This window comes from Paenibacillus algorifonticola, assembly GCF_000971975.1.
Classification (GTDB): domain Bacteria; phylum Bacillota; class Bacilli; order Paenibacillales; family Paenibacillaceae; genus Pristimantibacillus; species Pristimantibacillus algorifonticola.
Genome location: NZ_LAQO01000007.1, coordinates 279,400 through 306,170, shown reverse-complemented (window position 1 = coordinate 306,170; position 26,771 = coordinate 279,400). Strand labels below are relative to the sequence as shown.

Annotated in this window: 24 protein-coding genes and 1 pseudogene; 19 read left to right on the top strand and 6 right to left on the bottom strand. The window is 46.5% G+C overall.

Annotated elements, in window-relative coordinates; all coding sequences use genetic code 11:
• Positions 1-414 precede the first annotated feature (414 nt).
• On the bottom strand, positions 415-705 hold the full coding sequence (locus WH37_RS35590) for a hypothetical protein (RefSeq protein WP_074904778.1): 291 nt from the start codon (positions 703-705) through the stop codon (positions 415-417).
• Between the two features lie 260 nt (positions 706-965).
• Here WH37_RS35590 and WH37_RS16220 point away from each other — a divergent pair, with 260 nt between their 5' ends.
• Complete coding sequence (locus WH37_RS16220) at positions 966-1,295, top strand: nucleoside triphosphate pyrophosphohydrolase (RefSeq protein WP_046231630.1); 330 nt, start codon at positions 966-968, stop codon at positions 1,293-1,295.
• Positions 1,296-1,413: 118 nt separating this feature from the next.
• On the opposite strand, the gene WH37_RS16215 is transcribed toward WH37_RS16220, so the two are convergent.
• Complete coding sequence (locus tag WH37_RS16215) at positions 1,414-2,811, bottom strand: prolyl oligopeptidase family serine peptidase (protein WP_197091374.1); 1,398 nt, start codon at positions 2,809-2,811, stop codon at positions 1,414-1,416.
• Between the two features lie 234 nt (positions 2,812-3,045).
• Between WH37_RS16215 and WH37_RS35585 the strand changes: the two genes are divergently transcribed.
• Entirely contained in the window at positions 3,046-3,207 is a 162-nt protein-coding gene (locus WH37_RS35585) for a hypothetical protein (protein ID WP_156182321.1), read from the top strand.
• Between the two features lie 128 nt (positions 3,208-3,335).
• Here the strand turns inward: WH37_RS35585 and WH37_RS16210 are convergent, their stop codons facing one another.
• Both WH37_RS16210 and WH37_RS16205 read right to left on the bottom strand, forming a co-directional pair.
• Positions 3,336-4,616, bottom strand: a complete 1,281-nt coding sequence (locus WH37_RS16210) for a sensor histidine kinase (protein ID WP_046231628.1) — start codon at positions 4,614-4,616, stop codon at positions 3,336-3,338.
• A complete protein-coding gene (locus WH37_RS16205; RefSeq protein WP_046231627.1) occupies positions 4,616-5,293 on the bottom strand; it encodes a response regulator transcription factor in 678 nt (225 codons plus the stop codon). The genes WH37_RS16210 and WH37_RS16205 overlap by 1 nt, the downstream gene beginning before the upstream one ends.
• A 567-nt stretch (positions 5,294-5,860) precedes the next feature.
• Here WH37_RS16205 and WH37_RS16200 point away from each other — a divergent pair.
• From WH37_RS16200 to WH37_RS37645, 17 genes and pseudogenes are all read left to right on the top strand, one after another.
• The gene (locus tag WH37_RS16200) at positions 5,861-6,604 is read left to right on the top strand and encodes a polyphosphate polymerase domain-containing protein (protein WP_046231626.1); all 744 of its coding nucleotides are present in this window, start codon (positions 5,861-5,863) and stop codon (positions 6,602-6,604) included.
• Positions 6,597-7,286, top strand: a complete 690-nt coding sequence (locus WH37_RS16195) for a DUF4956 domain-containing protein (protein WP_046231625.1) — start codon at positions 6,597-6,599, stop codon at positions 7,284-7,286. Before WH37_RS16200 ends, WH37_RS16195 begins: the two co-directional genes overlap by 8 nt.
• A gap of 117 nt (positions 7,287-7,403) precedes the next feature.
• Positions 7,404-9,413 (top strand): carbohydrate-binding domain-containing protein, encoded by a 2,010-nt coding sequence (locus WH37_RS16190; protein WP_046231624.1) that lies wholly within the window; start codon positions 7,404-7,406, stop codon positions 9,411-9,413.
• 295 nt (positions 9,414-9,708) lie between these two features.
• The gene (locus WH37_RS16185; protein WP_046231623.1) at positions 9,709-11,100 is read left to right on the top strand and encodes an NCS2 family permease; all 1,392 of its coding nucleotides are present in this window, start codon (positions 9,709-9,711) and stop codon (positions 11,098-11,100) included.
• 700 nt (positions 11,101-11,800) lie between these two features.
• On the top strand, positions 11,801-12,493 hold the full coding sequence (locus tag WH37_RS16175; protein WP_143088488.1) for a hypothetical protein: 693 nt from the start codon (positions 11,801-11,803) through the stop codon (positions 12,491-12,493).
• On the top strand, positions 12,486-13,973 hold the full coding sequence (locus WH37_RS16170) for a phage baseplate assembly protein V (RefSeq protein WP_046231621.1): 1,488 nt from the start codon (positions 12,486-12,488) through the stop codon (positions 13,971-13,973). Before WH37_RS16175 ends, WH37_RS16170 begins: the two co-directional genes overlap by 8 nt.
• Positions 13,974-14,012: 39 nt before the next feature.
• Positions 14,013-15,143: a pentapeptide repeat-containing protein gene (locus WH37_RS16165; RefSeq protein WP_046231620.1), complete on the top strand. Its 1,131-nt coding sequence runs from the start codon at positions 14,013-14,015 to the stop codon at positions 15,141-15,143.
• A gap of 42 nt (positions 15,144-15,185) precedes the next feature.
• Positions 15,186-15,671: a hypothetical protein gene (locus tag WH37_RS16160; RefSeq protein WP_046231619.1), complete on the top strand. Its 486-nt coding sequence runs from the start codon at positions 15,186-15,188 to the stop codon at positions 15,669-15,671.
• Between the two features lie 25 nt (positions 15,672-15,696).
• Complete coding sequence (locus WH37_RS16155) at positions 15,697-16,077, top strand: DUF4280 domain-containing protein (protein WP_046231618.1); 381 nt, start codon at positions 15,697-15,699, stop codon at positions 16,075-16,077.
• An 18-nt stretch (positions 16,078-16,095) separates the two neighbouring features.
• The gene (locus WH37_RS16150) at positions 16,096-21,840 is read left to right on the top strand and encodes a DUF6531 domain-containing protein (protein ID WP_052737006.1); all 5,745 of its coding nucleotides are present in this window, start codon (positions 16,096-16,098) and stop codon (positions 21,838-21,840) included.
• The gene (locus tag WH37_RS16145; protein ID WP_046231617.1) at positions 21,837-22,499 is read left to right on the top strand and encodes an Imm43 family immunity protein; all 663 of its coding nucleotides are present in this window, start codon (positions 21,837-21,839) and stop codon (positions 22,497-22,499) included. Before WH37_RS16150 ends, WH37_RS16145 begins: the two co-directional genes overlap by 4 nt.
• Positions 22,500-22,591: 92 nt before the next feature.
• Positions 22,592-23,206 carry an RHS repeat domain-containing protein gene (locus tag WH37_RS37075; protein WP_269431317.1) on the top strand — a complete coding sequence of 205 codons (615 nt, stop codon included), beginning with the start codon at positions 22,592-22,594 and terminating at the stop codon, positions 23,204-23,206.
• A 19-nt stretch (positions 23,207-23,225) separates the two neighbouring features.
• Positions 23,226-23,831 carry a hypothetical protein gene (locus tag WH37_RS34765; RefSeq protein WP_052737004.1) on the top strand — a complete coding sequence of 202 codons (606 nt, stop codon included), beginning with the start codon at positions 23,226-23,228 and terminating at the stop codon, positions 23,829-23,831.
• A gap of 16 nt (positions 23,832-23,847) precedes the next feature.
• Positions 23,848-24,237 carry a hypothetical protein gene (locus WH37_RS16130; protein WP_046231616.1) on the top strand — a complete coding sequence of 130 codons (390 nt, stop codon included), beginning with the start codon at positions 23,848-23,850 and terminating at the stop codon, positions 24,235-24,237.
• A gap of 46 nt (positions 24,238-24,283) precedes the next feature.
• The gene (locus WH37_RS16125; RefSeq protein ID WP_046231615.1) at positions 24,284-24,547 is read left to right on the top strand and encodes a hypothetical protein; all 264 of its coding nucleotides are present in this window, start codon (positions 24,284-24,286) and stop codon (positions 24,545-24,547) included.
• Between the two features lie 77 nt (positions 24,548-24,624).
• Positions 24,625-24,735 (top strand): Imm43 family immunity protein, encoded by a 111-nt coding sequence (locus WH37_RS37425; protein ID WP_414811848.1) that lies wholly within the window; start codon positions 24,625-24,627, stop codon positions 24,733-24,735.
• Between the two features lie 237 nt (positions 24,736-24,972).
• Positions 24,973-25,131: pseudogene (locus tag WH37_RS37645) on the top strand (IS30 family transposase); the annotation flags it as partial.
• Here WH37_RS37645 and WH37_RS16120 read toward each other — a convergent pair.
• Both WH37_RS16120 and WH37_RS16115 read right to left on the bottom strand, forming a co-directional pair.
• The gene (locus WH37_RS16120) at positions 25,126-26,205 is read right to left on the bottom strand and encodes a phosphodiester glycosidase family protein (protein WP_046231614.1); all 1,080 of its coding nucleotides are present in this window, start codon (positions 26,203-26,205) and stop codon (positions 25,126-25,128) included. The pseudogene WH37_RS37645 and the gene WH37_RS16120 overlap by 6 nt on opposite strands.
• On the bottom strand, positions 26,202-26,630 hold the full coding sequence (locus WH37_RS16115; protein ID WP_046231613.1) for a hypothetical protein: 429 nt from the start codon (positions 26,628-26,630) through the stop codon (positions 26,202-26,204). The genes WH37_RS16120 and WH37_RS16115 overlap by 4 nt, the downstream gene beginning before the upstream one ends.
• Between the last annotated feature and the right edge of the window lie 141 nt (positions 26,631-26,771).

Here is a 26,771-nt window from a genome sequence, read left to right as displayed (position 1 = left end):
TCGAACAGCTTTATTACGAAAAAATAGCATAATAGGCGTGTCCACTCTATTGACAGAAGAGCAGGAAATTCGTTATTGCCCTCATTATCCCGTCAAAATAACGTTTAGCCGTGCATTAGCGTCTTCTGAGTCCGCAGCCACTGCCATAACCCGTGATTCGGTTGAAATAGCGGCCACTGTGTCCGCCAAGTCTATGCACGAAGCTGCCTGTCGGTACAAAAGTTCACATTCATAAGTGGTGACATTCCAGGCAGGAGCGGGAATACGTTTGACGTAAAATTCCATCAGCATCCGGCACGCTCACGTTTGCCTATACACCCTAGGTTATAAACCATCTGTAATAAAAAAACTCCCTTCAGTGTGCGCTATACCGCATACTGAAAGGAGTTTTTTAATATTTGCTCTGTGATGAGCTTACTTTGGAAATTGCAACGGGATGAAATTGTTGAATAAACCCGCTGCCTTGATTTTTTCAGATTCACTAATTTCAGTTGTGCACACACTTAAAACTACATAGCTTTGACAAGTCGTTACTTTCTCAATAACCGTTGTGCCAAGCAAGTCAACGCCAAAATTGATAATGAAACTATTGCTTTCCTCTTTGATGTGGCCTTTCAGCCACTCCGCGTATTGCTGCTTGCTAGGAACCGTTACAACAGCTACTACAAGTAGGAATAGAATGATGATTACCGTATATTTTTTCACATCTAACCATCCTTTTAGAATATAGTCATATTTTCGAATCACTCGCGATTTGCCAAGCAGCTTCGGGTCAAATACGATGCCTCTATTGTATTGGAATATGTTAGCCTGTATATAGGCATTATAGCTAGTTCGCAGCTTAAGGGGAATACAGATTTGGGATTTATTTGATTTTGACAGTGCAATATGCAATTGAGACCAATCTTGTACGCAAGTTTTGGCTCGCTTGCCAGGGCTAATGAATATGGGGGAGGAGAGCAAGGGTGAAAACATACAACAAGCTTGTGCGGGACAAAATACCTCAAATCATCCAAGCGAGCGGTAAGCAGTGCAGCTTCAGAGTGCTTAATGAGGCTGAATATGAGATAGCGCTAAAGGAGAAAATACAAGAAGAACTGAATGAGTTTCTTGAAGCGGGTGATCAGCAAGAACAACTGGAAGAACTGGCAGATTTGCTCGAAGTTATTTATAGCTTTGCGCATAGCAAGGGTGTTGGAAGAGAGGACATGGAGCGTATTCGAGAGAGGAAAGAGGATGAGCGCGGAGGGTTTTATGAGCGTGTATTGCTTATGAATGTTTTTGACGATAAATAAAATGCTAGAAATTTCCCCATCGGTATTATGTTATTTCTCAGGTGCGAATACGTTGCCTCATAAAAATCCTTAACGCATTCGCACCTTAAGAAAATGTCTAACTATGATTTAACTACCATCATTTTGTTTGCTTTGCCAGCCATTCCATAAGGGTGACGGCTTTACCGCCCACCTTTACAGGCTTGTCATTATAGTCGCTCAACACTTCATTGTTCAGTACATAAATCCAGGACCAGTGGCCATTGTATTCATAAGGACTGTTGTTACCGTTGCCTTTGACATACTGGCCGCTCTTATCGAGCACGGTGTCGAAATAAGAATAATGGACATTAGGTGCACCAGCAGCAATGAGCCTCTTATAGGTAGGCGTTGTATTTTTTGCAGTATCCACAGTTTGATCTGCTCCGGCGGCCGTAAACCAGATCGGGATGTTTTTAAGCTTGGCTATATCTTTGTTAGTTAACCAAGAGTCCAAATAGGCCTCTGCCGACGGATAAGCAGCAGCAAAATAGTCAGGATTCGCAAGAAGCATATTAAGGGTCATAAATCCGCCATTTGAACAGCCGCCAATATAAATTCGTTTCGTATCAATATTCGTTTTATTGTCTTTGACATATTGTTTGATTAAGGCTGTCAAGGCGTTTGTATACATGCTGCTGCCATCCTGCGTATATTGTCCGGTTCCATTATTCATCCAGAAGGTAGGTGTTTGTGGTACGAGAACAGCCGCATCGCCAAAAAATTTCTGTACAGAGTCTTCAGCTAACGCTGTTACCCGGTTGCCCAAAAGAGCAATTCGAGGATCGGTTCCCCCTTCGCCAGCCCCGTGCAGCCAGATGATCAGCGGGAGCTTCTTCTCATCGGTATCAGGCACATAAGAGGCATAGGTAAGCGCAATGTCGCCATATTTAGAGTCTTTGTAATTAAATTTTCCTGTTGTATCAAATTTGTCGACGGTTTGTTCAATGACCGTATGCGGGGTTTCCTTCGTCGTCGTCAAATCGTTGATTACGTTGCCCTCGGCGTCCTTGAGCGCTTTCTGCTGAATGATTGTATATTGAAGGTCTACATATTGATTCGTAAAGGTCTGCAGATCAAAGTTAAACATACTTGCAGTAGCAAGATCAGGGTGGACGCTCATCTCAATCGTAATGTATTGGCCTGTTTGCTGATCTAGCTTGTTGCCTTCCTCGTCCGAAAGGTAGGTGTTATTTATTTTTCTGCTGCCGCTATCGAAGCCATCATAGGAGCTTTGGGTCTCGAAATTAAACATAGGATAATTCCGCTCCACCAATATTTTGAAACTGTCCTTAGCCAGCGTATTCCCTTGAATAGTGCTTCCTGTATTTAAGACGATCTTATACACGCTTGGACCCCAGTCAAAGCCTTTCACAATTAGCGAGTAAGAAGGCTGCGCAGATTCGGAATCCGAATTGTTTGCGCTTACATTTGTGAATGCAAAATTGGTTGAGGTAACCGCCAAAACAAGCAGGCTCGAAAATAACCCTTTGTTCATCTTCATCATCATTCTCCTCCAGTTCAATAGGCTGCTTTATGTAAGCGTATCACCTCGACCATAAAATGACAATACGAATGAAGGACGAAGTGCCGCCCTGCCCTTCATTTGACAAGCCGTCATGTTTGAAACGCTTCATAAACATTTTTCCGCAAATTCATATCCATTTAAGGTTGCTTGTCTATAATAGGTATTGTTCACATGAATATGGAACAGAAATGAGAGGCTACATTTATGAAAAAGACATTAGCAGCAAGCATGCTGATGATTAGCATTATGTTCAGCAGCACACTTGCATCAAACGCAGCAGCGGACAACTTGAATAGACAACAAGGCAACCAAAGTTCAATCGCGAGCGCACAACCGGATGGAGCGGAGCAACCTGCTTCCAAATAGGCGAGCACACCTTAACGATTGCAAAATAGCCAAAAAAGACTGATGAACCTTCATCAGTCTTTTTTGTACGGGTTCCCATAGGAGCGGCGTGTAGGAGCAGCTTCCCGCTAGCCCCCCGCCTAATCCCTTCAAGACAGATGAACATAAAAGCTAGTAGACTCGCCAACCGTGCTTTTTGCATAAATTTTCCCCTTATGCTGATCGATGATGGATTTGGCAATCGCCAGACCAAGGCCATAACCGCCTTGCTTGCGCGCCCGGGAAGAATCGGTGCGGTAGAACCGGTCAAAAATTCGGGTCAGATGCTCGGCGGCAATTCCTTCGCCGGTGTTGGTGACCGACAGCACAACATCGTTCTGCTGCTTCTGAAGCGACAAGATGACTGTTCCCTTGGCACTCGTATATTTGACCGCATTATCCAGCAGAATCATAACGACCTGCTTGATCTGCTCGCTGCTGCCCTGCACCATCAAATCAGGCTCAATCTCATAGTCCAGAGACACATTTTTCTCAAAGATAACAGCTTCCATCGTTAAAATAATATTTTCAACCGCTTCACTCATATTGAACCTTCTGTAGATCATGCCTGTTCGGGCATCATCCATTTCCGTTAAATACAAAAGGTCATTGGTCAGCTTGGTCATTCTTTCCGTTTCTGATTTGATGTAGTGCAGCCACTTCGCTTGATTGTGAATCGTGTCTTCACTATTGGATAGCAGCACATCCGTATTGGTGTTGATGATCGTAAGCGGTGTTTTCATTTCATGGGAAGCATCGGCAATAAATTGCTTTTGTTTATCGAACGCTTCTTTCACGGGCCTGATCGACTGATTGGCGAAGAAACGGCTAGTGAAAAACAAGATAATCAGCATCGCGAGCCCAACGACAGAGAACGTATAAATTAAATTGGTCAAAATCTCTTGCTGGGCGGTGACGTCAAGGAAAACCAGATTATAGCCTTCATTTGTCTGCTGCTTGATAAAAGCCCAGTGGCTCCCATCCAGATTGAACTGTCCGGTGTTTTTAGTAACTGTCGAAGCTTCCTGCACCGCAGCGGCATAAAATTCACTGTCCATTTCAAATGGAGAGGTCGTGCTAGTAATATTCCACTCGGCATCCGTTTTCAGCATAAAGGCAACCGAACGCTCAGGCCGTGAATCCCCATTATCCATAGGTCCATTATCTACAGGATCCGAAGGAGAATCGGTTTTGTGCCTGCCTGAGTATGAAGGAGACGAATTGCCAGAGGGCTTCTGATAAAATTCCGAGATCCGGTGGATCTCATCGCTTATATCTGCCTGTACATTCCGGTACGTAATGACGTAAATAGAGGCGAAGGCAATCAGCATGACGACCGAAATGATGACCAAATTCACGATAAGAAACCGATTTCTGAGCTTCGTGAACATTAGGCAGTCACCTCTAATACATACCCTACGTTTCGAATCGTGTTAATGCGTACGGACGAATGCAGGAACGTAAACTTTTTCCTCAAAAAAGAAATATAAACCTCCACATTGTTGTGCTCCGCCTCTGAGTCAAAGCCCCATAGCTTTTCAATAATCAGCTCCTTGGAGGTGATCGCCTGTTTCCTGACGATCAGCAGCTCTAATAGGGCACTTTCCTTTAAATTGAGCTTCATTTCTTTATCTTTAACGGAAAGCTTCAAATTTGTCGTGTTTAATTCGATATCTCCGAACTTCAACGCATCCTCCGGCAGCACCTCGCCCTTGCGCCTTAGTGCGGCCCGTATTCTGGCAAGCAGCTCCTCAGATGAAAAAGGCTTGGCGATATAGTCATCCGCCCCATGGTCAAGCCCGGCCACCATATCGGTAATTTCCCCTTTTGCGGTAAGCAGAATGACGGGCGTAGATACGCCCTCTTTACGAAGCTGGGTAAGGACGCTGATTCCGTCCATTTCTGGCATCATAATATCAAGCAGCAGCAAATCATAGATGCCGCTTCGTGCATAGTCGAGCCCGGAAACGCCATCGTGGACAGCGTCAACGGCGTAATTATGCTTCTTCAATATTTGGCTTAAAGCTTCAGCTAAATGAAGCTCGTCTTCTACAATTAAGATTCTCATGGCCAGTCATCCTCTATATATAGGTTGTGTATCAAGGTGAAACGGCTGTCGCCGTCCTTGGCGGCGCGGCGCGTTTCATTCCGAGAAATATAGAGAAAGGATAACGAAATGATATCCTTACCTATATTTTTAATAAGGCCATTATATCAGGATTACCTTTAGTCAACCTTAATGTTTGCTGCGGGAAGGCCGCGTTTGAATGCTATTTTTAAAGCGTGATGAAAAAGGCGTAGCGGAATGAAAAGGTTGGACTGGAGAAGCGTCAGCGTTCGCTTAAAGCTTTCCGTAGGAAAGCAGCATCGTAAGCATATGCTTTTACGCTTTGATTTCTACATATAAGGCGGCTTATTCATAGAAATCAAAGGGTAATGGCGATCGGAAGCCGATCTTTTCATGCAGTGAAGCATTATCTTCACCCTTCTTTTAAAATATTGTAAATTCATTTAAGTTTCGTTAAAGGTTTGGAGACTAAGATACGAATATAGCAAGCGACAACACAACGCAAGCAACAAACCAGATCGCCAAGCGCAATAACATGCGAGACCAAATAGAGAGGATTTGAACGATATGGCTATTGAGGTTTTCAACCGATATGAGAACAAATATTTGCTCGAGAGTGTTGCCTACCGCAATTTCTACCTTCGATTGCTGGAGTACATGGAGCTGGACGATTACAACAAGCAGCATGAATTTTACTCCATCACCAACTTGTATTATGACACCGAGCATGATGCCTTAATTCGCAACAGCCTGTCCAAGCCGAAGTATAAGGAAAAGCTTCGCTTGAGAGCTTACGGCACTCCTAAGGAAGATGCGAAGGTTTATCTGGAAATTAAGAAAAAGGTGTTCGGTCTGGTTAACAAAAGAAGAACGGGACTGAAGCTGAACGAGGCCTATGAATTTGTCCGTACGGGAATTCAGCCGGAACTGCAAGGTTACATGAACAAGCAGGTGCTGCAGGAAATTACATATTTTCTTCAGCAATATGAATTGCAGCCTAAATTGTATCTGGGCTATGACCGTAAAGCGCTGTTCAGCAAAGAGAATCGTGACCTCCGCATTACCTTCGATACGAATATTAATTGCCGGCGGTATGATTTGTTGCTTGAGAGCGGCAATTATGGCGAACCGCTGCTGGAGCCTGGACAATGGCTCATGGAAGTGAAGGCGGAGAAGACGATCCCGATGTGGCTGTCGAGAATGCTGTCGGAGCATCAAATGTATCGCACAAGCTTTTCGAAATACGGCAATGAATATAAAAAAATGCTAAAGAACAGCAAGACAGAAACGAGGAGTGTTCTCTATGCTTGATTCTCTCTTTTCCACAACGCTTACGACGACAGATTTAACCTTTAGCACAGCGGTTATCACGATTTTGTTATCTCTGGTGCTGGGTGGAATGATCAGCTACACCTACATGAAGACCAACCCGAACGGCTACTCGCAAAGCTTTACGCTTACGATGGTGCTGCTGCCGGTCATTGTGGCTATTATCATTTTGCTAATTGGCAGCAATATCGCCAGAGCGTTCAGCCTTGCAGGAGCCTTCTCCATTATCCGGTTCAGAAGTGCTCCGGGCGACCCGAAGGATATCACCTTTGTTTTGTTCACCATGGCTGCGGGACTTGCCTGCGGAGTCGGGTCATTCGGTTACGCGATATTGTTCACGATTATTCTCTGTGTACTCATGGTCATTCTTAACCGCGTTAAATTCGGCGTAAGAAAAACGCTGCAAAAAGTACTGAAAGTAACAATCCCGGAAAATCTGGGGTATGAGGAGGCGTTCGCCGAAGTTTTTGCCCAATTTAAAGTCAATTACGCACTTAGTAAAATTCGCACGACCGAGCTGGGCAGCTTATATGAGCTGGTTTACACCGTCACGATTGATGAGCATACGAATCAAAAGGAATTTCTCGATGCGATCCGCTGCAGAAACGGCAATCTGGATATCTCATTAACGATGAGTCCAACTATGAATGACTATCAAGCGTAAACGGCTGTCGCCGTCCTCTGACGGCAAAGCTACCGTTTCGAGGGTGAAATATAAGCGGATTATAAAGGTGAAACTTATGAATTCTTATATTTTAAACAAACCGAAAGGATGATTCATATGAAAAAGAATAAATTTCGCGAGATGCTAGGTGTTTTGCTAATCTGCTCGGTCGTATTATCAGCTTGCAGTGCTACATCGCAGGCTTCATCAACAACGGCGGCGGTAACAACATCGGCCACTACCGCAGCCACTGCCGCGAGCTCGCAAAGCGAGACAACTGCCACCGCTGCATTGCCAGCCAGTGTTGCGGTGCCGGATGTCGTGACGTTTGACGAGTCGGACAAGGCCGTGGATTGGAGTGCAGAGACGTCGACGGCCATTAAGCTGAACGGAACAAGTGCAGCTATTACCGGCTCAGGAGCAAAGGTGGCGAGCGGCTCCGCAACCATTACGGCAGCCGGCACCTATGTCCTCAGCGGAACGCTGAGCGACGGGCAAATTGTAGTGGATGTGCAGAATGAAGGAGACGTTCATCTGGTGCTCAATGGAGTAAACATTCATGATAACGACAGCGCTGGAATCTACATCAAGGAAGCGGATAATGTAGTCATTACGCTGGAAGAAGGTACGGAAAACACGATCTCCGATGGTGAAACCTACGTATTCGCGGATGCTGCTGCGGATGAGCCAAGCGCAGCTATTTTCAGCAAAGCAGATTTGACGATTAACGGCACGGGCAAGCTGTCGGTAGTCGCAAGCTACAATGATGGAATCACAAGTAAAGATGATCTGAAAATCGTATCAGGAACGATCGACATCACGGCTGCGGATGACGGCATTGTCGGTAAGGATATGGTTGCCATCGAGGATGGTACGGTAACGATTAAAGCGGAAGGAGACGGCATTAAATCGACAAATGATACCGATGAAGGTCGTGGATTTATCGCCATTGCGGGTGGAACGTTCACTATTGAAGCTGGCAATGACGGCATTCAAGCCGAAACGGCGCTAATTGTTGATGGCGGCACCTACAATCTGGTAACGGGCGGAGGCAGCGTGAACGCTGAAGTGAAGCAGGAGGAGATGGGACCAGGCGGCATGCAAAGAGGCGGAATGGCTGCCACTACTGCAGCAGAAACATCTACCGAAACAGCGGCGACAACAACTACGGAAACCGAATCAACAAGTGCCAAAGGGCTGAAGGCGGGCGGAGATATGACGGTTAACGGCGGCATCATTGCCATTGATTCCGCAGATGATGCCCTGCACAGCAACAGCAATGTGACGGTAACAGGTGGAGAAATGGAAATGGCTTCGGGTGATGATGGCATTCATGCGGACGCACTAACGACGATTGCTGGAGGCAGCATTAATATTACGAAGAGCTATGAAGGCATTGAAGGAGCCAACATTACGATCACCGGCGGTGAGACTCATGTCGTTGCCTCCGATGATGGCATCAATGTGGCGGGTGGCAGTGATGAGACGAGCGAGGCGGCAGGCGGTAGAGCAGATCAGTTCAGCGCATCTACCAGCAATCTGCTTACCATTAGCGGCGGAGCTGTGAGTGTGGATGCTGCAGGCGATGGACTTGACTCGAACGGCTCGATTACAATGTCGGGCGGCACGGTTGTTGTGAATGGCCCAACGGGCAACGGCAATGGTTCATTGGATTACGACGGCAGCTTTGACATTAGCGGAGGAACGCTGGTGGCAGCAGGAAGCTCAGGAATGCTTCAGGCTACGGCTGACGATTCCAGTCAATACACAATCGCTATGACGTTCTCCCAAGCTCAGCAGGCTGGCACGCTAGTCCATCTGCAGAATAGCGACGGCAACACGATTATGACCTTTGCGCCATCGAAAAACTATCAATCAGTAGTGATTAGCTCACCGGAGCTGCAGCAAGGCGGTTCCTACACCCTCTACACAGGTGGAAGCTCGACCGGCAGTGATACAGATGGCATGTATACGGATGGTGCCTATACAGGCGGAACGAAAGTGACAGATTTCGAAGTCTCAAGCAGCGTAACTTGGTTAAATGAATCCGGCGTAACGACTGCCAGCAGCGGAGGCGGCTTCGGCGGCGGTGGTGGAGGAGGAAGACCTCAAGGCGGAGGCCGATGATAACTAAAGTATATTAAAAAAATGCCCTTTCGGACATCTTATCCGAAGGGGCATTTTTTGCCGTTATTCGCATTATATTCAAACGCTTTCATTTACGGAAAGATAAAGCTATTGGAACGGAATTAAGGTCTTTATCGGAAGAATTTGCAATGAAATCCGAATGATTTAAGAACGTCTATTGTAAACGTTCGTTTTAAATCATTGACAAACAAGGAAGCAATTGATTAAAATGAGTTTCTAAAAAATAATGCATCAGTGCGCAGTATAATTTGATTGGGGAGGCTAGTGAATAGCGATGGAACGATTTTTTCGCTTGAAAGAGCATGGTACGAACATTCGGACGGAGATTATGGCGGGACTGACGACCTTCATGACCATGGCGTACATACTGGCTGTTAATCCGATTGTGCTCACACCAGCCGGATTCGACTGGGGCGCCGTATTTTTGGCTACGGCGCTGTCAGCAGGTATTTTTACGATTGCCATGGGGCTGTTCGTTAATTTTCCCGTAGCTCTCGCGCCCGGAATGGGGCTCAATGCGTATTTCGCAGCTACGGTTATTTCTTCACAGGCGACGGGAAAGCCGATTTCCATCGCGATGGGACTTACAGCGGTCTTTATTTCGGGTATTATTTTTATTATTCTGACCGTGACTCAAATCAGGCAAATGCTGATTACAGCCGTGCCAGACAGCCTTAAACATGCGATTACCGTCGGTATCGGCTTGTTCATCGCGATTATTGGCCTTAAGGGCAGCGGTATTATGACGATTGCCGTATCCAGCTTCTCGGACATTAAGCAGGGCGCTTATACCGACGTATCGGGCTCGGAGACGGTCATTCACCTCGGCAGCCTGCACAATGGCACGGTAGCGCTCACGGTTGTGGCGCTGTTCATTATCGGAATTATGATGGTGCTTCGCATTCCTGGCGCGATTTTGTGGGGCATTTTGCTCACGACGGCCATTGCGATTGTCATCGGTCAGGTGAACATCAGTGAGAAGCTGAGCGGGCAAACGTGGGTGCCTGATTTTTCAAAAATGAATTTGTTCCACTTTGATTTCCCTGGCGTACTGGAAGTTGGTCTCGTGACCGTCATTCTGACGTTTACGTTCGTCGAGCTGTTCGATACATTCGGAACGCTTGTCGGTACGGCAAACCGCGCTGGCTACATGAAAGATCCGGTAGAAGGCAAGAAGCGCATCGGCAAAGCGATGTTCGTCGATGCAATCGGTGTTAGCGGCGGTGCTATGCTCGGAACGAGCACTGTGACAGCGTTTGTGGAAAGCTCCTCAGGTATCGCGCAGGGCGGACGTACGGGCCTGACCTCGGTTACGACAGGTATCTGCTTCCTGCTAGCCGTATTCCTCTCGCCGCTCGTTGCACTTGTGCCTCCAGCAGCTACGAATGCTGCTCTAATTATCGTTGGCGTGCTGATGATGCAGTCGATCAAGGAAATTGATTTTACAGATATGGTTTATGCGATTCCGTCATTTTTGACGCTCGCCTTGATGCCATTTACGTACAATATTGCGAACGGCATTTCGTTCGGTATCGTGTCTTATGTTGTGCTCGCTTCGGTAGGCAACTTGTCGGGCAAAAACAAAGAAAAATACCAAATTCACTGGCTCATGTGGATACTCGCCGTGCTCGTCGTTGGGCGCTACGTATTCATGGGTGGAGAATAAAAAACGAAAAGCGTTCAACCCTCTCGTGGTTATAGCCCCGTCAAGTAGACAACAATAAAAGCACGCTTCAAGCGGCGATCGCTCCTCGAAATTCAATCGGGGAGAGGTCGCCTAATTTTTTTTGAAGTATTCGACCTGCGCTTTCAAATGTGCATTTTCTTCTTCCACAGGCCCCGGTAATCCTCTAATGTCTCGCCTGCATTACTTTTATGCACCCACTCTACAATTTTTGCATCACTTTTAATTCTTAGTCGATCCTTTACTTCTTCAAGTATCAGCCCTTCCTCCACGCGGAGCCGTACGGCTTCCTTCTTTGGTGACTTGAAAAATTCCCTCTAGCAAACAGTATTGTAAGCCCATGATAACAGGGGCACCTTTTTCACAGTTTACCATAAGGGGATGATCCCACCCCGATATGGAGAAAGGGTGATTTTTATATTTCCAGGTGATTTTAACTGTCCATAATTTGTATAGTATTAGTATTTAATTATTCAAAGTAGGTCAAAATGGAAATTTAGTATAGTGAGACAGTTCTAAATCTAGTTTATTAACTGTTTTTCATTTCTTTTCATAAAACCATATATGTAATATTGAATGTTTTCTATTCATTTTATGGAATTTAGATCCGACAATAGTACTAGAGAGGAGTTGGTTTTTATGGTTATTTTTCTCTTATTAAGCAAAGAAAGTAGGTGCGACTTTGGCTGAGTTTATAGATGAGGCTTTCCTTGAGATGCAGCAAGAGCGGGAACGGGAAGCGCGAAGGCAGGCACTAGAGGAGCAGCTGTCCATTCCGAATGTAGTTGAGGGCATACAATCCGGCCTTCTGGTTTTAGGAGCAGAAGAGCTGCATTTTACGGAAACGATGTTGTTGGATCGGAAAATAAGCTTGCGCATTCCTACGTCCTTTACTCCTATGCCTGAGGAATATGTGGCTATTAAATATCCAGCAGCACGGCGTCCCAAGTATATTTTTACCGACGATAGTTTATGCATCAATGTCAATGTGAATCCGACAGAAAACCGGATGTACAACGATGAGATGAAGAAAATGCATACGGAATTGATGGGTATGCTCGGGCGGATGCAGCCGAATGCCTCTTGGTTGGAACAAGATGTCCTTCAACTCGGAGAGTGTATGGACTTTTATCATGAAAAACAGGTCATCGGAGAAGAGCAAAAGCAAGTTGGGTTTTATGAGTGCATCACTCCTGCGATGGATGGCAGTATTTATAGTCTGACTTTCTTTATTGCTTATGAAGAGAAGGGTCTTTTTTTTAGCTTGAATTGCACGGAGAAGCATATGAAGCTTTGGCGCCCCATTGCCCATGGCATCATGGCCTCACTTCGGGTGTACGTGCCAGATATGGAAGGAGGACTAGGAGATGAATGAAGTAGAGGTTGTAAACTCGCATATTAAAATCACACCTTTTGCGGTGGAACGACTGCATGAGCTGAAGATTGTGAAAGCCATTAATGAGCATGTGCGATTGACTTTTTCAGGAATCGTACCTGAAAGCAGCAGGGACAGCTACGTGCATATGGCCGATGCGCAAACCTCGATTAAAGTCACAGATATCGATGAGCAGGGAAATCAAGTGACGCTATTTCATGGCATGGTTCTGGGTGTACAGATTTTGCAGGCGAATGGCGTATATACGATTCGGGCGGAAGCTGTATCGCACACGTATTTATGGGATGCGGCACCGAAGGATAGGTCATTCCAGAACAAAGGGCTGTTGTACGAACAGCTAGCCAAGCAAATTACAGGCGATTACGCCAGAGCGCAGGTTATAGATTTTGCATCTGACGGAGCGGCGCTTGGCAATATGGTGCTTCAGTATCGAGAGACGGATTGGCAGCTGCTCAAGCGGCTGGCGTCCCATTTTCACACGGGCCTCGTACCCGTTGCAATGGATGAGCGGGCTTTGTGCTATATCGGAGTACCGGAGCTGGGCAGCAAAGGGAAATTGTCCGTTTATAATTACCGCGTGCATAAGCGAATGGATTTGTACCATCAGGCGATGCGCAGCCGTATTCCGAACGTAACGGAGCATGATTTTGTTTTTTATGAGGCGCAGTCAGAGCAGGGGCTGGATATCGGGCATGAGGTGGCGTTCCAAAATAGAAAATTGGTCGTAAACAAGGTCGTGCTTATCCTCGAAAAATCTGTGCTGCTCAGGCGCTACACGCTCGCTCCAAAAGGCGGCTTGTCGCTGCCCAAGCAGTATAACACCGACATTGTAGGGGCTTCGATTCAAGGAACGGTTCTTGCGGTGAGCCGCGATCAGTTGAAGGTTCATCTGAATATGGATTCGGAGCAGGATGAAAGGGCGGCTTGCTGGTTTCCTTATTCCACGATTTACGCGTCGGCGGATAATGCTGGTTTTTACTGTATGCCGGAGCAAGGCGACGACATTCGAATTTATTTTCCGACCCATAAGGAGAAAGATGCACTAGCTATGAGCTCAGTGCCGAAGCCCGGACCGGAAGCAGGCGGCGGAGCGGGTGCAACTGGAGGATCAGGTGCAGCGGCAGGAGGAAGCGCTGCAGTCGGCGCGGCTGGGGGCGGCGATCCAATGGACAATCCGGAAATCAAAACGATAAAAACCAAAAACGGAAAAATGATCGTGCTCGCCCCTGATCAAATTACGATAACGGGTGAAGGCGTATCGATCGTATTGAGCGATGCGGATGGCATTACGATTATGAGTAGCAAAGATGTCAAAGTGACCGCTGTGGAAAATGTGACGATCCAGTCGAAAACGCTAGTTATCGCCGCAAGTGAAAAAGTAGAGATGACCTGCAAGGGAAGCTCGCTGCTCATTGATGAGGATATCATAATGAAGGGCAATCAGGTGCGCAACAACTAGATAGAAAACCGCACATACTCCGCTTGAAAGAGGTGAAGCATGGACGTTTTTAAACATGGAATCGAGGCTGGCGAGGAGGAGCTTGCACCGCTGCGCACTCAAATGCTGGTCCAACTGGACAAGCTCTGGCGCAGCGGAATGGATGCGCATATTGAACAGCTTAAAGCGGTCTTTCGTGCTTTATGCATGCGTATCAGTGAGCAGCAGGCGCGAGGGGAGAAGGGGCCAATTGGCTACATTCATTTCTCCTATTTACGGTCATGGCTTATGCAGGGGGAGCTGAAATATGCACTGGAAGCCTACGACGACACTTGGTATATGGACCGCTGCGAATGTATAGAGCTGTATGAATGCGACTGGCTGTATCCATACTTGGACCGAATGGAAGAGGGGGCTATGGCAGCACGCCCGTATACGCCAAATGGCGCAGCGTTCGATTCCCGGACGGTCAGGCTTCGTGAAATCGTGACGCTGCATCAATATGTGCGCGAGTGGCTGCGCCAGGCGCTTCCGCAGCTGTTAGTGCTGCCAGAATTTGAAGCAGTGAAGCGAGCTGAAATATTGCGAATCCGAACAGGCGAATACAAGGATTATAGCGAGCAGCTATGGATGGAGGATCTGGCGGACAAGGATGCCAAGGCTGTGCAGGAATGGCTGGAGCAAAAGCACCCTACCGCCTATATAGCGAGCGATTTGCGGAGCTTGGATTTGAGCGGCGGAAATTATGCCGACATTGATCTCAGGCACAGCCACTGCACAAGCGGGAATTGGAGCAACGCCAAAATGGAGCGATCCACCTGTATTGGAACCGACTTTAGCGGTAGCAAGCTAAGCGGTACTAATCTCAGTCAAAGCTTATTGTTTGACGCTGACTTTAGCAGTTGCAAGCTGGACGGTGCTTCATTCAGGGAAGCTGCTGGTGGGAGGCAAGTTGTAAAGGATGGTATGGTTCTTGGCTTTAGAGGCATTAGCTTTAAGGATGCAGATTTAGAGGGAGCTGATCTGCTTTATGCGGACTTTTATAACGCCGACTTTAGCGGAGCTTGCATGAAAGGGGCTTTGGTCATGAGCAGCGATGCACATAAATGGCAACTGAGTGAAGATCAGAAACGAAATATTCAGTGGATGGTAGAGGATGAAAGTGGGGTTCCTGTCCCGGCTGGCGGTTAACGATTAGGGCACATACAACATTCGGGGAGGTTACGAGGAGCAATGCATTATTTTATGCTGAAGCAGGATGAGCAGATGCGTCAGGTGATGGAAATTGAACCTAGAAGCGGGGGAGACAGCAGGGAGCATGGCAATTTGTATGTCAGAGAGCACGCAGGATTTGCTTTCACAGATTGGAGCGATAAGCCGCAGCGAATCGTTTCTGACCGGGTGAAGCGGCTGCTCGAGCTGTATGAGCTGGAACTTCGCAGCAGCACGGTCATTTTAAATGCACGGGAGGCGAAACGGCAGGAGCTGTACTGGCGCATTGAACCGCCCGAGCGTGACCTTCTGTCTAGTGCAAGCGAGAGGGATGCGATGGGCATATGGCGGAAAATCGTACTGGATGCAGGCAAGCTTGCTTTAACCCGCAGTAAGCTCTTTACTGCAGCAGGCTGTTGCTTTGTACATTTGGATGTGGCGGAGAGCCTGCTTAGGCGTGCCAGCACGGGTTTTATTTTAGTTCCGGCAAATATATCGCGTTCATAATCAACGAGCAAAGGGGGAAGTGAGCATGTCTAATATAGTTAGAGGATTAAACCGAACAGATGGCGGAGATGAGCCGGAGTTTAGCTATGTGGTGCGTGGAGCCATGTTGCGCTGCGCTTGCGGCAGTCACCCGAATATTCTCAATTTGCCGCAAAGCCATGGCATGTATTTGAAAGGGCAGCCGCTGATGAATGTGGGCGACAGCAAGGTGAATACCCATATTTTTACCTTTGGCGTCTGTGAAGCGCAGGATGGGCCATGTGAGCCTGAAGTGCATATGGAATGGGTGAACGGCAAGCCGGATTTACTAGTGGAGGGCAAGCCCGCCTTGCTGAACTGCTCTTATGTGACCTGTGTAAAAGATGAGAATGGCATCATTTATGTGGAAGATGACGGGCAGAAATAGAAAGGAGGGAGGGTACAGGTGGCTGTGAAAAAAGAAGATCAGCTTGGTGGCCTGACCGTCCGCGAGCTGACGCTCAAATGGCCGTACGGTGCGATTCGGCTGGAAGGCATGGCGTTAAGCCGCAAGCCAGGCGAGCATGCCAAGCTGTATGTGAAGGGAAGGCTCAAAGAAAAGGCTGGGCATGACGTCGTAAGGCATGCAAGCAGCGGTGATGAGGTCGGACTGTGGGTAAAAGGCGATACGTTTGATGCGGGTAGTGCACTTGGACAGGATTATCCGCTGTTTCTAGGGCAGCTTGATCAATTGGAGCTAATCGAGTCGCAAGGCAATGAAAGGATAGAGCTGGTTGTAGTCTCACATACGCAAAAGCTTGATGGTGAGCGGAAAAGCCGTTCTTTCCAGCATGCGGGCTTGACCTATCATCAGGTAATAACGGAGGTGCTGGCGGCTTTTCCAGGTGCTAATTACCGGATAGATGCCTTCGAGCCATCGCAGAAGGTTGGCAAGCTGCTGCTCCAGTACGAGGAGACAGATTGGGAGTTTTTGCATAGAATAGCCTCCCATGCCGGGGCGATGCTGACGCCGGACGTTTCCAGGCATGGCGTGTCGCTCTGGGTGGGAGCGCCATCAGGGCTGCGCCGGCATAAGCTGCCGTCAGGAATGGCGTATCAGATGAGTCGTGATGTAGGGGCATTCGTCACGGCTGTTCCGGCAGCAGGCGAGGCGCTCGGTGAGCAGATTTTTACCCGCTGTACGATCAAGTTAGATAAGCTCTACGCGCTGGGCGATCAAGTGGAACTGAACGGGGTGTGGTTCACGGTTGTGGGCATGAAGGCCGAGCTTGAGCAGTCGATGCTGGCGTTCGAATACGACTGCGCCATTGCGGGCGGCGTTCGCCGCAATAAGCTGTATAATCCCTATTTAGTCGGTCTTGCCGTAGAAGGCAAAGTCATTGCAGTTGCCCCGAAAAAAGCGAAGGTGCATCTGGATATCGATCCGCAGCAGCCCGAGCAGGAAGCGGTATGGTTCCCCTATTCGTCGTCTGCGAGCCATTTTATTCATTCGATGCCGCAGGTCGGGTCGCGGGTGAAGCTGTATTTTCCCGGCAAGCAGGAAGAGGATGCGATGCTGATCAACTCGGTACGGACGCCGTCCTCCGGAAGCGGGGAAGCCGCGGCGAAGGCCGAGCAGAAAATGGCCGATACGACGGTGAAATCTTTTACAACCAGCTATGGGAAGGATTTTACATTAGGCTTGCAGGACATTACGTTCACGGCGACCGAAGGAGCACTCTTCCTATCCATGAATGAGGAGACGGGCATTGAGCTGGCGAGCGATAAGGATATTGTCCTTTCTGCACCGGAGGAGCTATCTTTCAAGGAGTTTAAGACGTTTCAGGCGCAGGCAGAGGATGAGATTATTGTGCTTGGCAAAGGTGGCAGTCTGATCCTGAACGATAATTCGGAGGCGGGCGGCAGCAAAATTATAGCCGATGGCTCTGACCGCCAAAGCTACTCCGTCATAACGAATCCAGAGGCGGAACAAGCGAAAATAGATAAGGAAAAGGAAGGCTTCTGGGATAAAGTGCAGATGGGGCTTGATGTGCTGGGCATGCTGCCAGGCGTGGGAGCGGTCTTCGACGTCGTGAATGCGGGAATTAGTCTGGCGCGCGGCGATTTTCTCGGGGCCGGCATGTCGCTGCTTTGTATGGTTCCGGGTGTCGGGGATGCGTTTGGCGCAGCGAAGATTGCGAGTAAAGTAGCCAAGAAGGTCGGCAAGGCCGTGCTGAAGCAGGGCGGTGAGAAGGCACTGGTGCTGGCGAAGAGCCAAATGGACAAGGTGCTGACCGCTGCGAAGAGGGTCAAGGGACAAGCGGACAATCTTCAAAAGCAGGTCGAGGGCAAAATCGCAAAAATGCAGGAGCAGCTTGCGGACCGGACAAAGTCGCTGCTTGCGGCAGCCGCGAAAAATACGATGGTGAATAAAGGGCTGACCGCCTTGAATCATAAAGTATTGTCCAAGTTCGGTGGGACGAAGGGGCTGAAGGACAAGTTCTGCAAATGGGGCTTTGAGCCCGTCGATCTGATTACAGGACGGATGATGAGCGAAGCGGAGGATTTTGCTTTTCCAGGACCGCTGCCTCTAAGCTGGGAACGGCGCTGGATCAGCGACAGCCGTCATAACGGCTGGCTCGGGCATGGTGCGCATCACGCTCTGGATATGCGCCTAAGTGTGATGGGGGACGGAATCGGCGTCCTGTTGGGAGATGGGCGCGTCGCTTCGTTCGAGCTGCTGCATCGCGGCAAGATCGAGATGTTTAACCGGTTGGAGCGTCTGACGCTGCGCCGTCTGGGGAAGAATTATACGCTGTACGACCATGAGAGTCGGTTGACGTATTATTTTGAGCCAGCTGTGATCGCTGAAACCATGAGGGATAAGGAACAGGCGCAGCCTAAACGTGGGCTTGGCTCCGCTTCGGGGCTTACGCAACGGACGATAACGGAGCCTGAACAGGAGATTATTGCGGGGAAAGGCTACCGACTGACGAGACCTGTGCCAGCGAAGCCGCCAGTAGGGTTTATGGGCACAACAGCTAAAACACTTGCCGCTGAGGAGCAGAGAGATGGGCAAGAATCGTTGTATCGACTGCACCGTGTGGAAAATGAATTTAGCCATCGTATTGCCCTATATTATGACGAACGTGGATTTATACGACAGGTGATAGACAGCGTAGGGCGGGAGTTGGAAGTGGGGACGGATCAAGCGGGGCGTATGACAGCTGTGACTCATGTATATGGAAAAGGATACAGTCGCAAGTGGGATTTGCTGGTTCGCTACGCGTATAACGAAGCAGGCGATTTGATCGCGATCACGGATGCGCTCGGTCAAACCACGCATATCCGTTATGATCAGCACCTGATGGTGCGCAAGACGGATCGCAACGGCTACAGCTTCCACTGGCATTATGACGGCCCAACGACGGGGGCAAGATGCGTCCATACGTATGGCGATGATGGTTTGCTGGAAGGAAAAATCCGTTATGACAACGGATTTAATGAGGTAGAGAATAGCCAAGGGCACCGGACGGTGTTTGAGTATGATGAGCGTTATTTTTGTACACGGATGGTGAATCCGCTTGGCGGTATCTATTGCTATTCGTACAATGACCAGGCCGATTTATTAAGTGAAACGGATGAAGATGGCATTCAGACTGCTTATGAATACGATGAGCAAGGTCAATTGACGAAGCAGATGGAGATGGATGGCAGTGAATGGCGCTTCGCTTATACGGAGAATGGGCAACTGCTGAAAGTGATCGACCCAGAAGGCGGAATGCAAAGCTGGAAGTATGATGCTGATGGGCATGTGAGGGGAATTTGCGGAGCGGATGGGGCAACAACCACCTTTCAATACGATGAGCAGCATCGCTTAATCGAAGTTAAAAGTCCATTCGGGACGACTGCAAAGTTCGGTTATGACGAGCAACACAATTTAATTGAAGCCACTTCTGCGAATGGAGCGATCAGCCGCTGGACGTATGATCACCGCGGGGTATGTCTGGAAGAAAGCAATGCTGCGGGAGCTAAGCAGATTTTTGCGTATGATGCCTTGGGACGAGTTACGCAGATCAGTTTACCTGATGGCGATGTAATGAACCTGCAATACAATGCCTATGATGATGTCATTCTGGCAGAAAATAACCAGCAGCGCGTGCGATTCGGGTATACACCGCTAGGCAAGCTGCGCTGGCGGGAGGAAAAGAACAGACGCGTCGATCTTCTTTATAATCAGGAAGAGGAACTGGTCGGCGTTGTAAATGAGCGTGAAGAGCGCTATGAGCTAGAGCGTGATGCGAACGGACAGATTGTAAGGGAGATTGGTTTTGACGGACTGGCCAGAAGTTACGCGCACAGCACAGGCGGATTGTTGAAACGGATTACGCGTCCGGGCAACCGCTGGACAGCCTTCCGCCATAATCCGCAAGGTCAGATTACACAAACGGAATATAGCGATGGTTGGATGGAGACGTACGCCTACAACCGGATTGGTCATTTGTTCAAAACGACGAATCCGCATACGACTGTGAAATTCGAGTATAACCAAGCCGGACAGCTGATGAAAGAATGGCGAGACGACTATTGGGTAGCGAGCGAATACGATGAGCAGGGTAACCGGATAGCCATGAGCAGCAGCTTTGGTGCGCAGCTCACGATTGACCGGGATGAGATAGGTCAGGTTAAGCGGATGGAAGCGAGTCAAACGCTTCAGGAGCAGCGAGGGAGTCATTCTTCTGCGAAAGAAAATAGTTCATGGCAAGCCCGAATGAAATATAATGCGTTGGGGCAAGAAATCGAGCGTTTGCTGCCAGGAGGTATGATAAGTAGCTGGCAATATGATGCTGCTGGACACCCCGAGCGCCACAAGGTGAAGGCAGGAGGGAGCGAAAGCCGGAAGAGAACATATGAATGGGGCATCAACAATCGGTTAAAGTCGATTAAGGATGATCTGTTCGGCAAGCGAGCGACGTATAGCTACAATGATTTTGGTGACCTGGTCGCATCGGATAGCAGCGAGAACTTCAGTAGGCTTTTTCGGCATACGGATGAGGTTGGGAATTTGTACGGAGACCGATATGAGCCCGATCGGGAATATGGGTCAGGCGGTCGCTTGCTAAGCATGAAGGGGACGCGCTATCGCTACGACGAAGAAGGGCAATTAGTCGAAAAGATCGACGCGGGAGGAAAGCGTTGGCAATATGATTATTACGGCAATGGGATGATGAGCAGGGTCGTACGCCCGGACGGGCAAGAAGTAACATTTAAGTACGATCCGTTAGGAAGACGGATAGAAAAGCATTTTGGAGGTATGGTAAACTGTTATGTGTGGGATGGGAATAATATCCTGCATGAATGGAAAAAGGAAAAAGTCGAGGAAGCAGAAGTTGCGGACACGATTTCTGATCAATTGATTACGTGGATTTTTGATGAGGGGACGTTCCATCCAGCTGCGAAGATCACGTCTGAGGGCACGTATAGTATTATAACGAATCATCTAGGAACGCCCGTGGAGATGTATGATGAGAGCGGGACGAAAATGTGGTCCTGTGAGCTGGATATCTATGGACAAATTCCTTGGTATAATCTGCAAGGAAAAAGAAAGGATTGTCCATTCCGATACCCGGGACAATATGAGGATGAGGAGACGGGATTGTATTACAACCGCTTCCGTTATTATTCGCCGCAAGAAGGAATGTACACGCAGCAAGACCCGATAAGACTAGCAGGCGGGTTTAGGTTGTATGGGTATGTGTTGGATCCGAATGTTTGGATGGATCCGTTTGGGTTAAGTAGCACGAAGCTTGATAAACAACTGCAAGGCAGGGTTGGAGATAAAATGCAGGCTCATCATGTAATACCTGAGGAGATTTGGAAGAAATATATATTGTTTTTCAATGATGTAGGATTAGGGGGCAGAATGGATGAAGCATTTAATGGTATCCATCTTCCTGATAGTTCAAAAACAGCTAAAGTAAAGGGAATGAAAGTGTTCCATAATGGATCACACCCACTATATAGTGCTATTGTAGAAGGAAGAATTGAAGTTATTCTAAGCTTATTTGAAGAAGAAGATGGTATAAATAAACAAGAGGCAAGAAAGATGGTAAGGAAATTGCAAATGGAAATGAAAAATAAAATTTGGAACGGGGATGTTCCGATTAATCCTAATAATCCAATAATAAAGAGGTGTAAAAAGTTATCATGATCACCAAAAAACTTTATGTAATAGAACAGAAAAGCGATAAAGGTATTCCCATTCTCTTAAATGGAGTATTGGCAGAAGGATTCAATGTAAAGAATCCAATGCCTGAGATGGATTATGATTGGTGTAGAAAAGCTGTTAAAGAGGCTGAAATTGATTTTCCGGAGAAATTATTTTTAATATGCAAAGAAAAATGGCTAATTTTTGATTATATTGTTTTTTTTCGAGGATTTATCATTTCTGAAGAGTTTTTAAAACTGTTTCGTACGTATTCTTCTATGGAAGGTTTTCAACTAGTCCCACTAGAGACAAAGTCGTGGAAAGGTGAGAAAAATACAGACAAGCAGTACTATTATTTGTTTCCTTATAAGAAAGAAAAATGGGTAGATTATGAAGAATCTAAATATCTCGTAATGCATGGAAAAACAAAAGAAGATGTGATAAGCAAAAATGGGTTATTTGTTCAAAAATTTGAGACCATTATATTAAAAGATAGTGAAGTGAACAAAGAAGTTTTCACATTAAAAGGATCGCGACTGGAACGTTGCTTATTCTGTAGCGATGATTTTAAAGAAGGGGTTGAAAAAGAGAATTTAGTAGGTATTGAGTTCATATCAATAGAGGATTTTCCTGCACATTATAATAAAAAGAACTTATTATAAAAATTGTCTCTAGGCCCTTGAATGACATGAAGTCATTCAAGGGTCTATTTTCAAAGAAGGAACTGACTGATTACCTTGGAACGCTCGTGGAGATGTATGATGAAAACGAGACGAAAACGTGGTCGTGTGAGTTGGATATCTATGGGGAAATTGCTTGGTATAATCTGCAAGGAAAAAGAAACGCTTATCCATTCCGTTACCCAGGGCAATATGAGGATGAGGAAACGGGATTGTATTACAACCGCTTCCGTTATTACTCGCCGCAAGAGGGAATTTATACGCAGCAAGATCCGATAGGACTAGCTGGCGGCATAAGGTTGTATGGGTATGTGTTGAACTCCAATACCTATGTAGATGTATTTGGGTTGGACAGTGAAAGTATACAGAAAGTAATTAAAATTATTAAAGGAATAAATCCTAGCTATAAAAAAGTATTTAAGTGTATGGAATTTGCGGATGAATTAAAAGCTAAGCTTATTGAAAATAAGATCAAAGGAGAGTTGCTTGTATTAACTACAGAAATAAATGGTAACATATGGAGCGATAAGGCTAATCAACTTATTTCTGAGAATGGTAAACATCATGCAGTTAGAGTTGATGATACAGTTTTTGATAATATGACAACAAAAGGGTTGAAATACGCAGAATGGAGAGAGGATCTATTTACTCCTGGGAAGTTTAAACCTGAAAAGAAATGCCCATTTTAACTAAAGTGAGCGTGGAAAAATGAAAACTTTAGAAGACTTAGTTCATAACATTGAGTATGAAACTTCTTTATTTTTAGATAAGCGATCGATCCATTGTTTAAAAGCGTTTATAGATGGGTGGTCTGTCACATTTGAAGATAGTTACAAGCTTGTACATTTTCAAAAGTATATCGAAAAATTGTACAAGTTAGAGCGAAGCCATTCATGGGCTGCAATTCTTAGTTTCATTGCTCGTGATGAATGTGAAGCACTCCAATTATTTTTTATTGAGTTTAAAAAAATCCAATCATATAGCTTGGAGCATATTGAGGTTGAAAATGTATATAATGATTCGTTCATAGAAATGTTGCAAAAAATAAAAAAAAGACCTGCTATGTATATCAGCAAAAATTCAATTTATTGCTTGAAAGCTTTTTTAGATGGTTTTATGCTATCACGTCCTAATGATATAGAAAGCAAAATATTAATGAAAGAATTCGAAATATATATAGGAAAGTCGAATAACCTGCTAGCATATTCTAAATCGTGGGCGAAAATGATTGACTTTTATTCTGGTGATGAATTTCTAGCCTTGGAGCATTTTTTTAAGTGGTTTAGTGAATTTCAAGAACAGAGATGTGTGTAAATAAGGATGATCTAAGTTGAGAAAACTTGAAGAAAAGCTATGGTATGGTGTATTTGTACACAATTCATATAATGTTATAGCACAAGAATTAGAGAGCTGTGAAAACAATTATAGGAGATTTGCTGCAGTTTATATAATGGAGAAAAATTTAGAAAGAGAAGATTTATTAGAATTAATTAAGGACGGAGTGGGAAGTAAATATCTAGTGATGATAATTGATATATCAAATGAGTATATAGAAGTCTTTAATAACTCTTGGGATTCTGATCTATATGAAAGAGATATAAAGATAGTCTTCTCAAGACCGATAGAGAATGAACTATCTTTATATGAAAGCTGTGAAGAAATGAATGTGGATCCGGGAGAATTTGTAACACCATGGAAATGTGATTATATTTTTGATTAGTACCAGTATTTGTTTCATAAAAAAATTATGAACATGAGTGATTTTAATGAAAATGGCAGATGCAGTGAATACTTATAATTATGCTTTAAACATAATCAAAGAATTAGGTTTTTCAATTTCTATTTTAGATCATGAAGAATCGTTTGATTGGGAAGCGAAAAAAGAGAGTAATACATTTATAGCTTCTGATCCATTGAGATTGCTGGGTTTAATTTTGATTGGAACAGAATACGGAGAAGAATGGAATGGTATGAACATTCCTAATCATTATGATTTGATCTTGAAGGAGCACTACAATGATAATACTTAAATCGACAAGGTTTTTAGTTTCGAATCTACAGGTATCAAATTTAATCAATGAGGTCAGAATAATGTTGCCTATTTTGTATTGAGGTTTTCAAAAAAGAGGTTGAAAAAGAGAATTTAGTAGGTATTGAGTTCATATCATTAGAGGATTTTCCTGCACATTATAATAATAAAAACTTATTATCAGAATAGTCTGTAGGCCCTTGAATGGCATGAAGTCATTCAAGGGCCTATTTTCAAAGAAGGAACATACAGCGTACTAACTGATTACCTTGGAACGTTCATGAAGATGTATGATGAGAACGGGACGAAAACGTGGTCGTGTGAGCTGGATATCTACGGGCAAATCCCTTGGTATAATCTGCAAGGAAAAAGAAATGATTAATTCCGTTCCCCAGGGCAATATGAGGATGAGAAAACGGGGAAGTGAGCGAAAATGCAAATGGACTACTTCACGAGTTTTTCCCAAAGGGTTATGACTTCACCGAGGCGCTGGAGGGGATTATGAATGCGCTGTATCTGATTCATAATCGCCCTCGCAAATGTCTCGATTGGAAAACGGCACATGAAGCTTTCATGGAGTCACTTGAAAAACAGGAAGCTCGTTGGCAGCTTGCGGAGCTGGCGATCGGAAGGACTATTAATGACGCTGCCGTTCCAGATCAGCGACGAGGAACCGCCGCCATCGAGATTAAAGCCATTAATGGCGCCGTAGCGCTTAAGTAAAATTTGCAATTCCTCCAGCGTTGCGCCGGAGCTGCCATTCTCGTTATAGCCATCTGCGACCAGAAGGAGCAGCTGATTGTCCTTGTAGCTCGCGATGACGGTGCGCGGTGCGCGCTTCGGGCTATTTTGCCACTTGTCGGGAATCGGCATGGCGGCACCATTTTGCAGCAGGACAGGCACGAAAGAAGCGCCAAACTTCATATGCTGGCTGTCGAGCTGCGCCTTGCTTGTGAACTTTCCGCCGACCAGCTCGTTATCCTCATTCAATCCGACAAAAAATAAATCGGCAAACGACGGCTCAAAGCCATTCACATATTCGCCGTCAATCATCGTCGTGCTTAGCGGATAGCGAACGCCCTGAGCGTCTGCGAAGCCTCCGGCATTGATGCCGATATAGGCGCCGAGGCGTTTCACCGCTGCGAGCGTCGTCTCAGCGCCGCCATATTTGTCTCCGCCGAGCGACATTTTCATCGCATCGTCTGATTTCAGCTCGATTTTCACCGCGTAGCTTTGAAAGTTTTGCGTCTTGATTCGGAAGAGCTGGGCGCGCAGCTTGTCCGTATTAACGGTAGCCGACGGCGCTCCAAGCTTGCTCGTAATGAGCTGGTCGTAAATTTCAAGCGGTATGCGGGCTTGGGCAGCTGCGGTGCTGGCGATTTGCTTCATCTCCGCATTTGTCCGATTATACAGCGTAATTTCCTTCTTAATCAATTTTCCCGTCTGCTCGGCTGTTGTACGGGCCTGCTCCAGTCCCGCCGCTGTCTTCGAGGTGAAGGCTGCGGGCTCTTGCCGCTGCGCTTCGGCCTCGTGAACGGGAAAAGCGGAGGTTGATAGCTCAACGGCAACCTCCGACAGCAGCAGCCAAAGCAGCATGCCGAGAAAAGGGGTACAAGCGAGCAGCATCGTCCTGTTTAGTGCTTTTACGGATACATTCATTTCAACACATCCAGATTTTTTTGCAGTTCGTTCAGCTTCTTCTTCACTTCATTAAGCTGGGTATACAGCTTGTTGCTGTTGTCGGTCTTGGAATCGGCATTGTCCTTCGTAAAGGTCAGCAGCTCATTCAAGGCATCCACCTTCGCATCGAGCTGAGCCAGCTCTTCCTTATAGGCGGCTTCCAGCTTGTCCATCCGCTGTGTGTAGTCCTGCTGCATCGCTGCGATTTGCGCGGATGTCTGGCGCTCCAGATCAGCAGCGACGTCGCGCTGGATCTTGTCGCTGTACCACTTGGCACCCATGACGCCGCCGGAAATCAGAATGATCCAGATGATGACGAATACGAAAAAAGCGCGATTGCTCCGTTTGCGCCGCCGCAGCGGCTCATGATGGCTGGAAAGCTCAGCTTCTTGCAAGTTGCTCATATTTTAACGTTCACCTCATTTTGAAAGTCATATTGTGTGCTGCAACGAGGCTGAACGAACTGCGATCGTAACCTGACTTATAAGTTGAACAAAATGATATGTTTTCTTATTTCATCCTCCAAGATGAATAACGATCCAAGA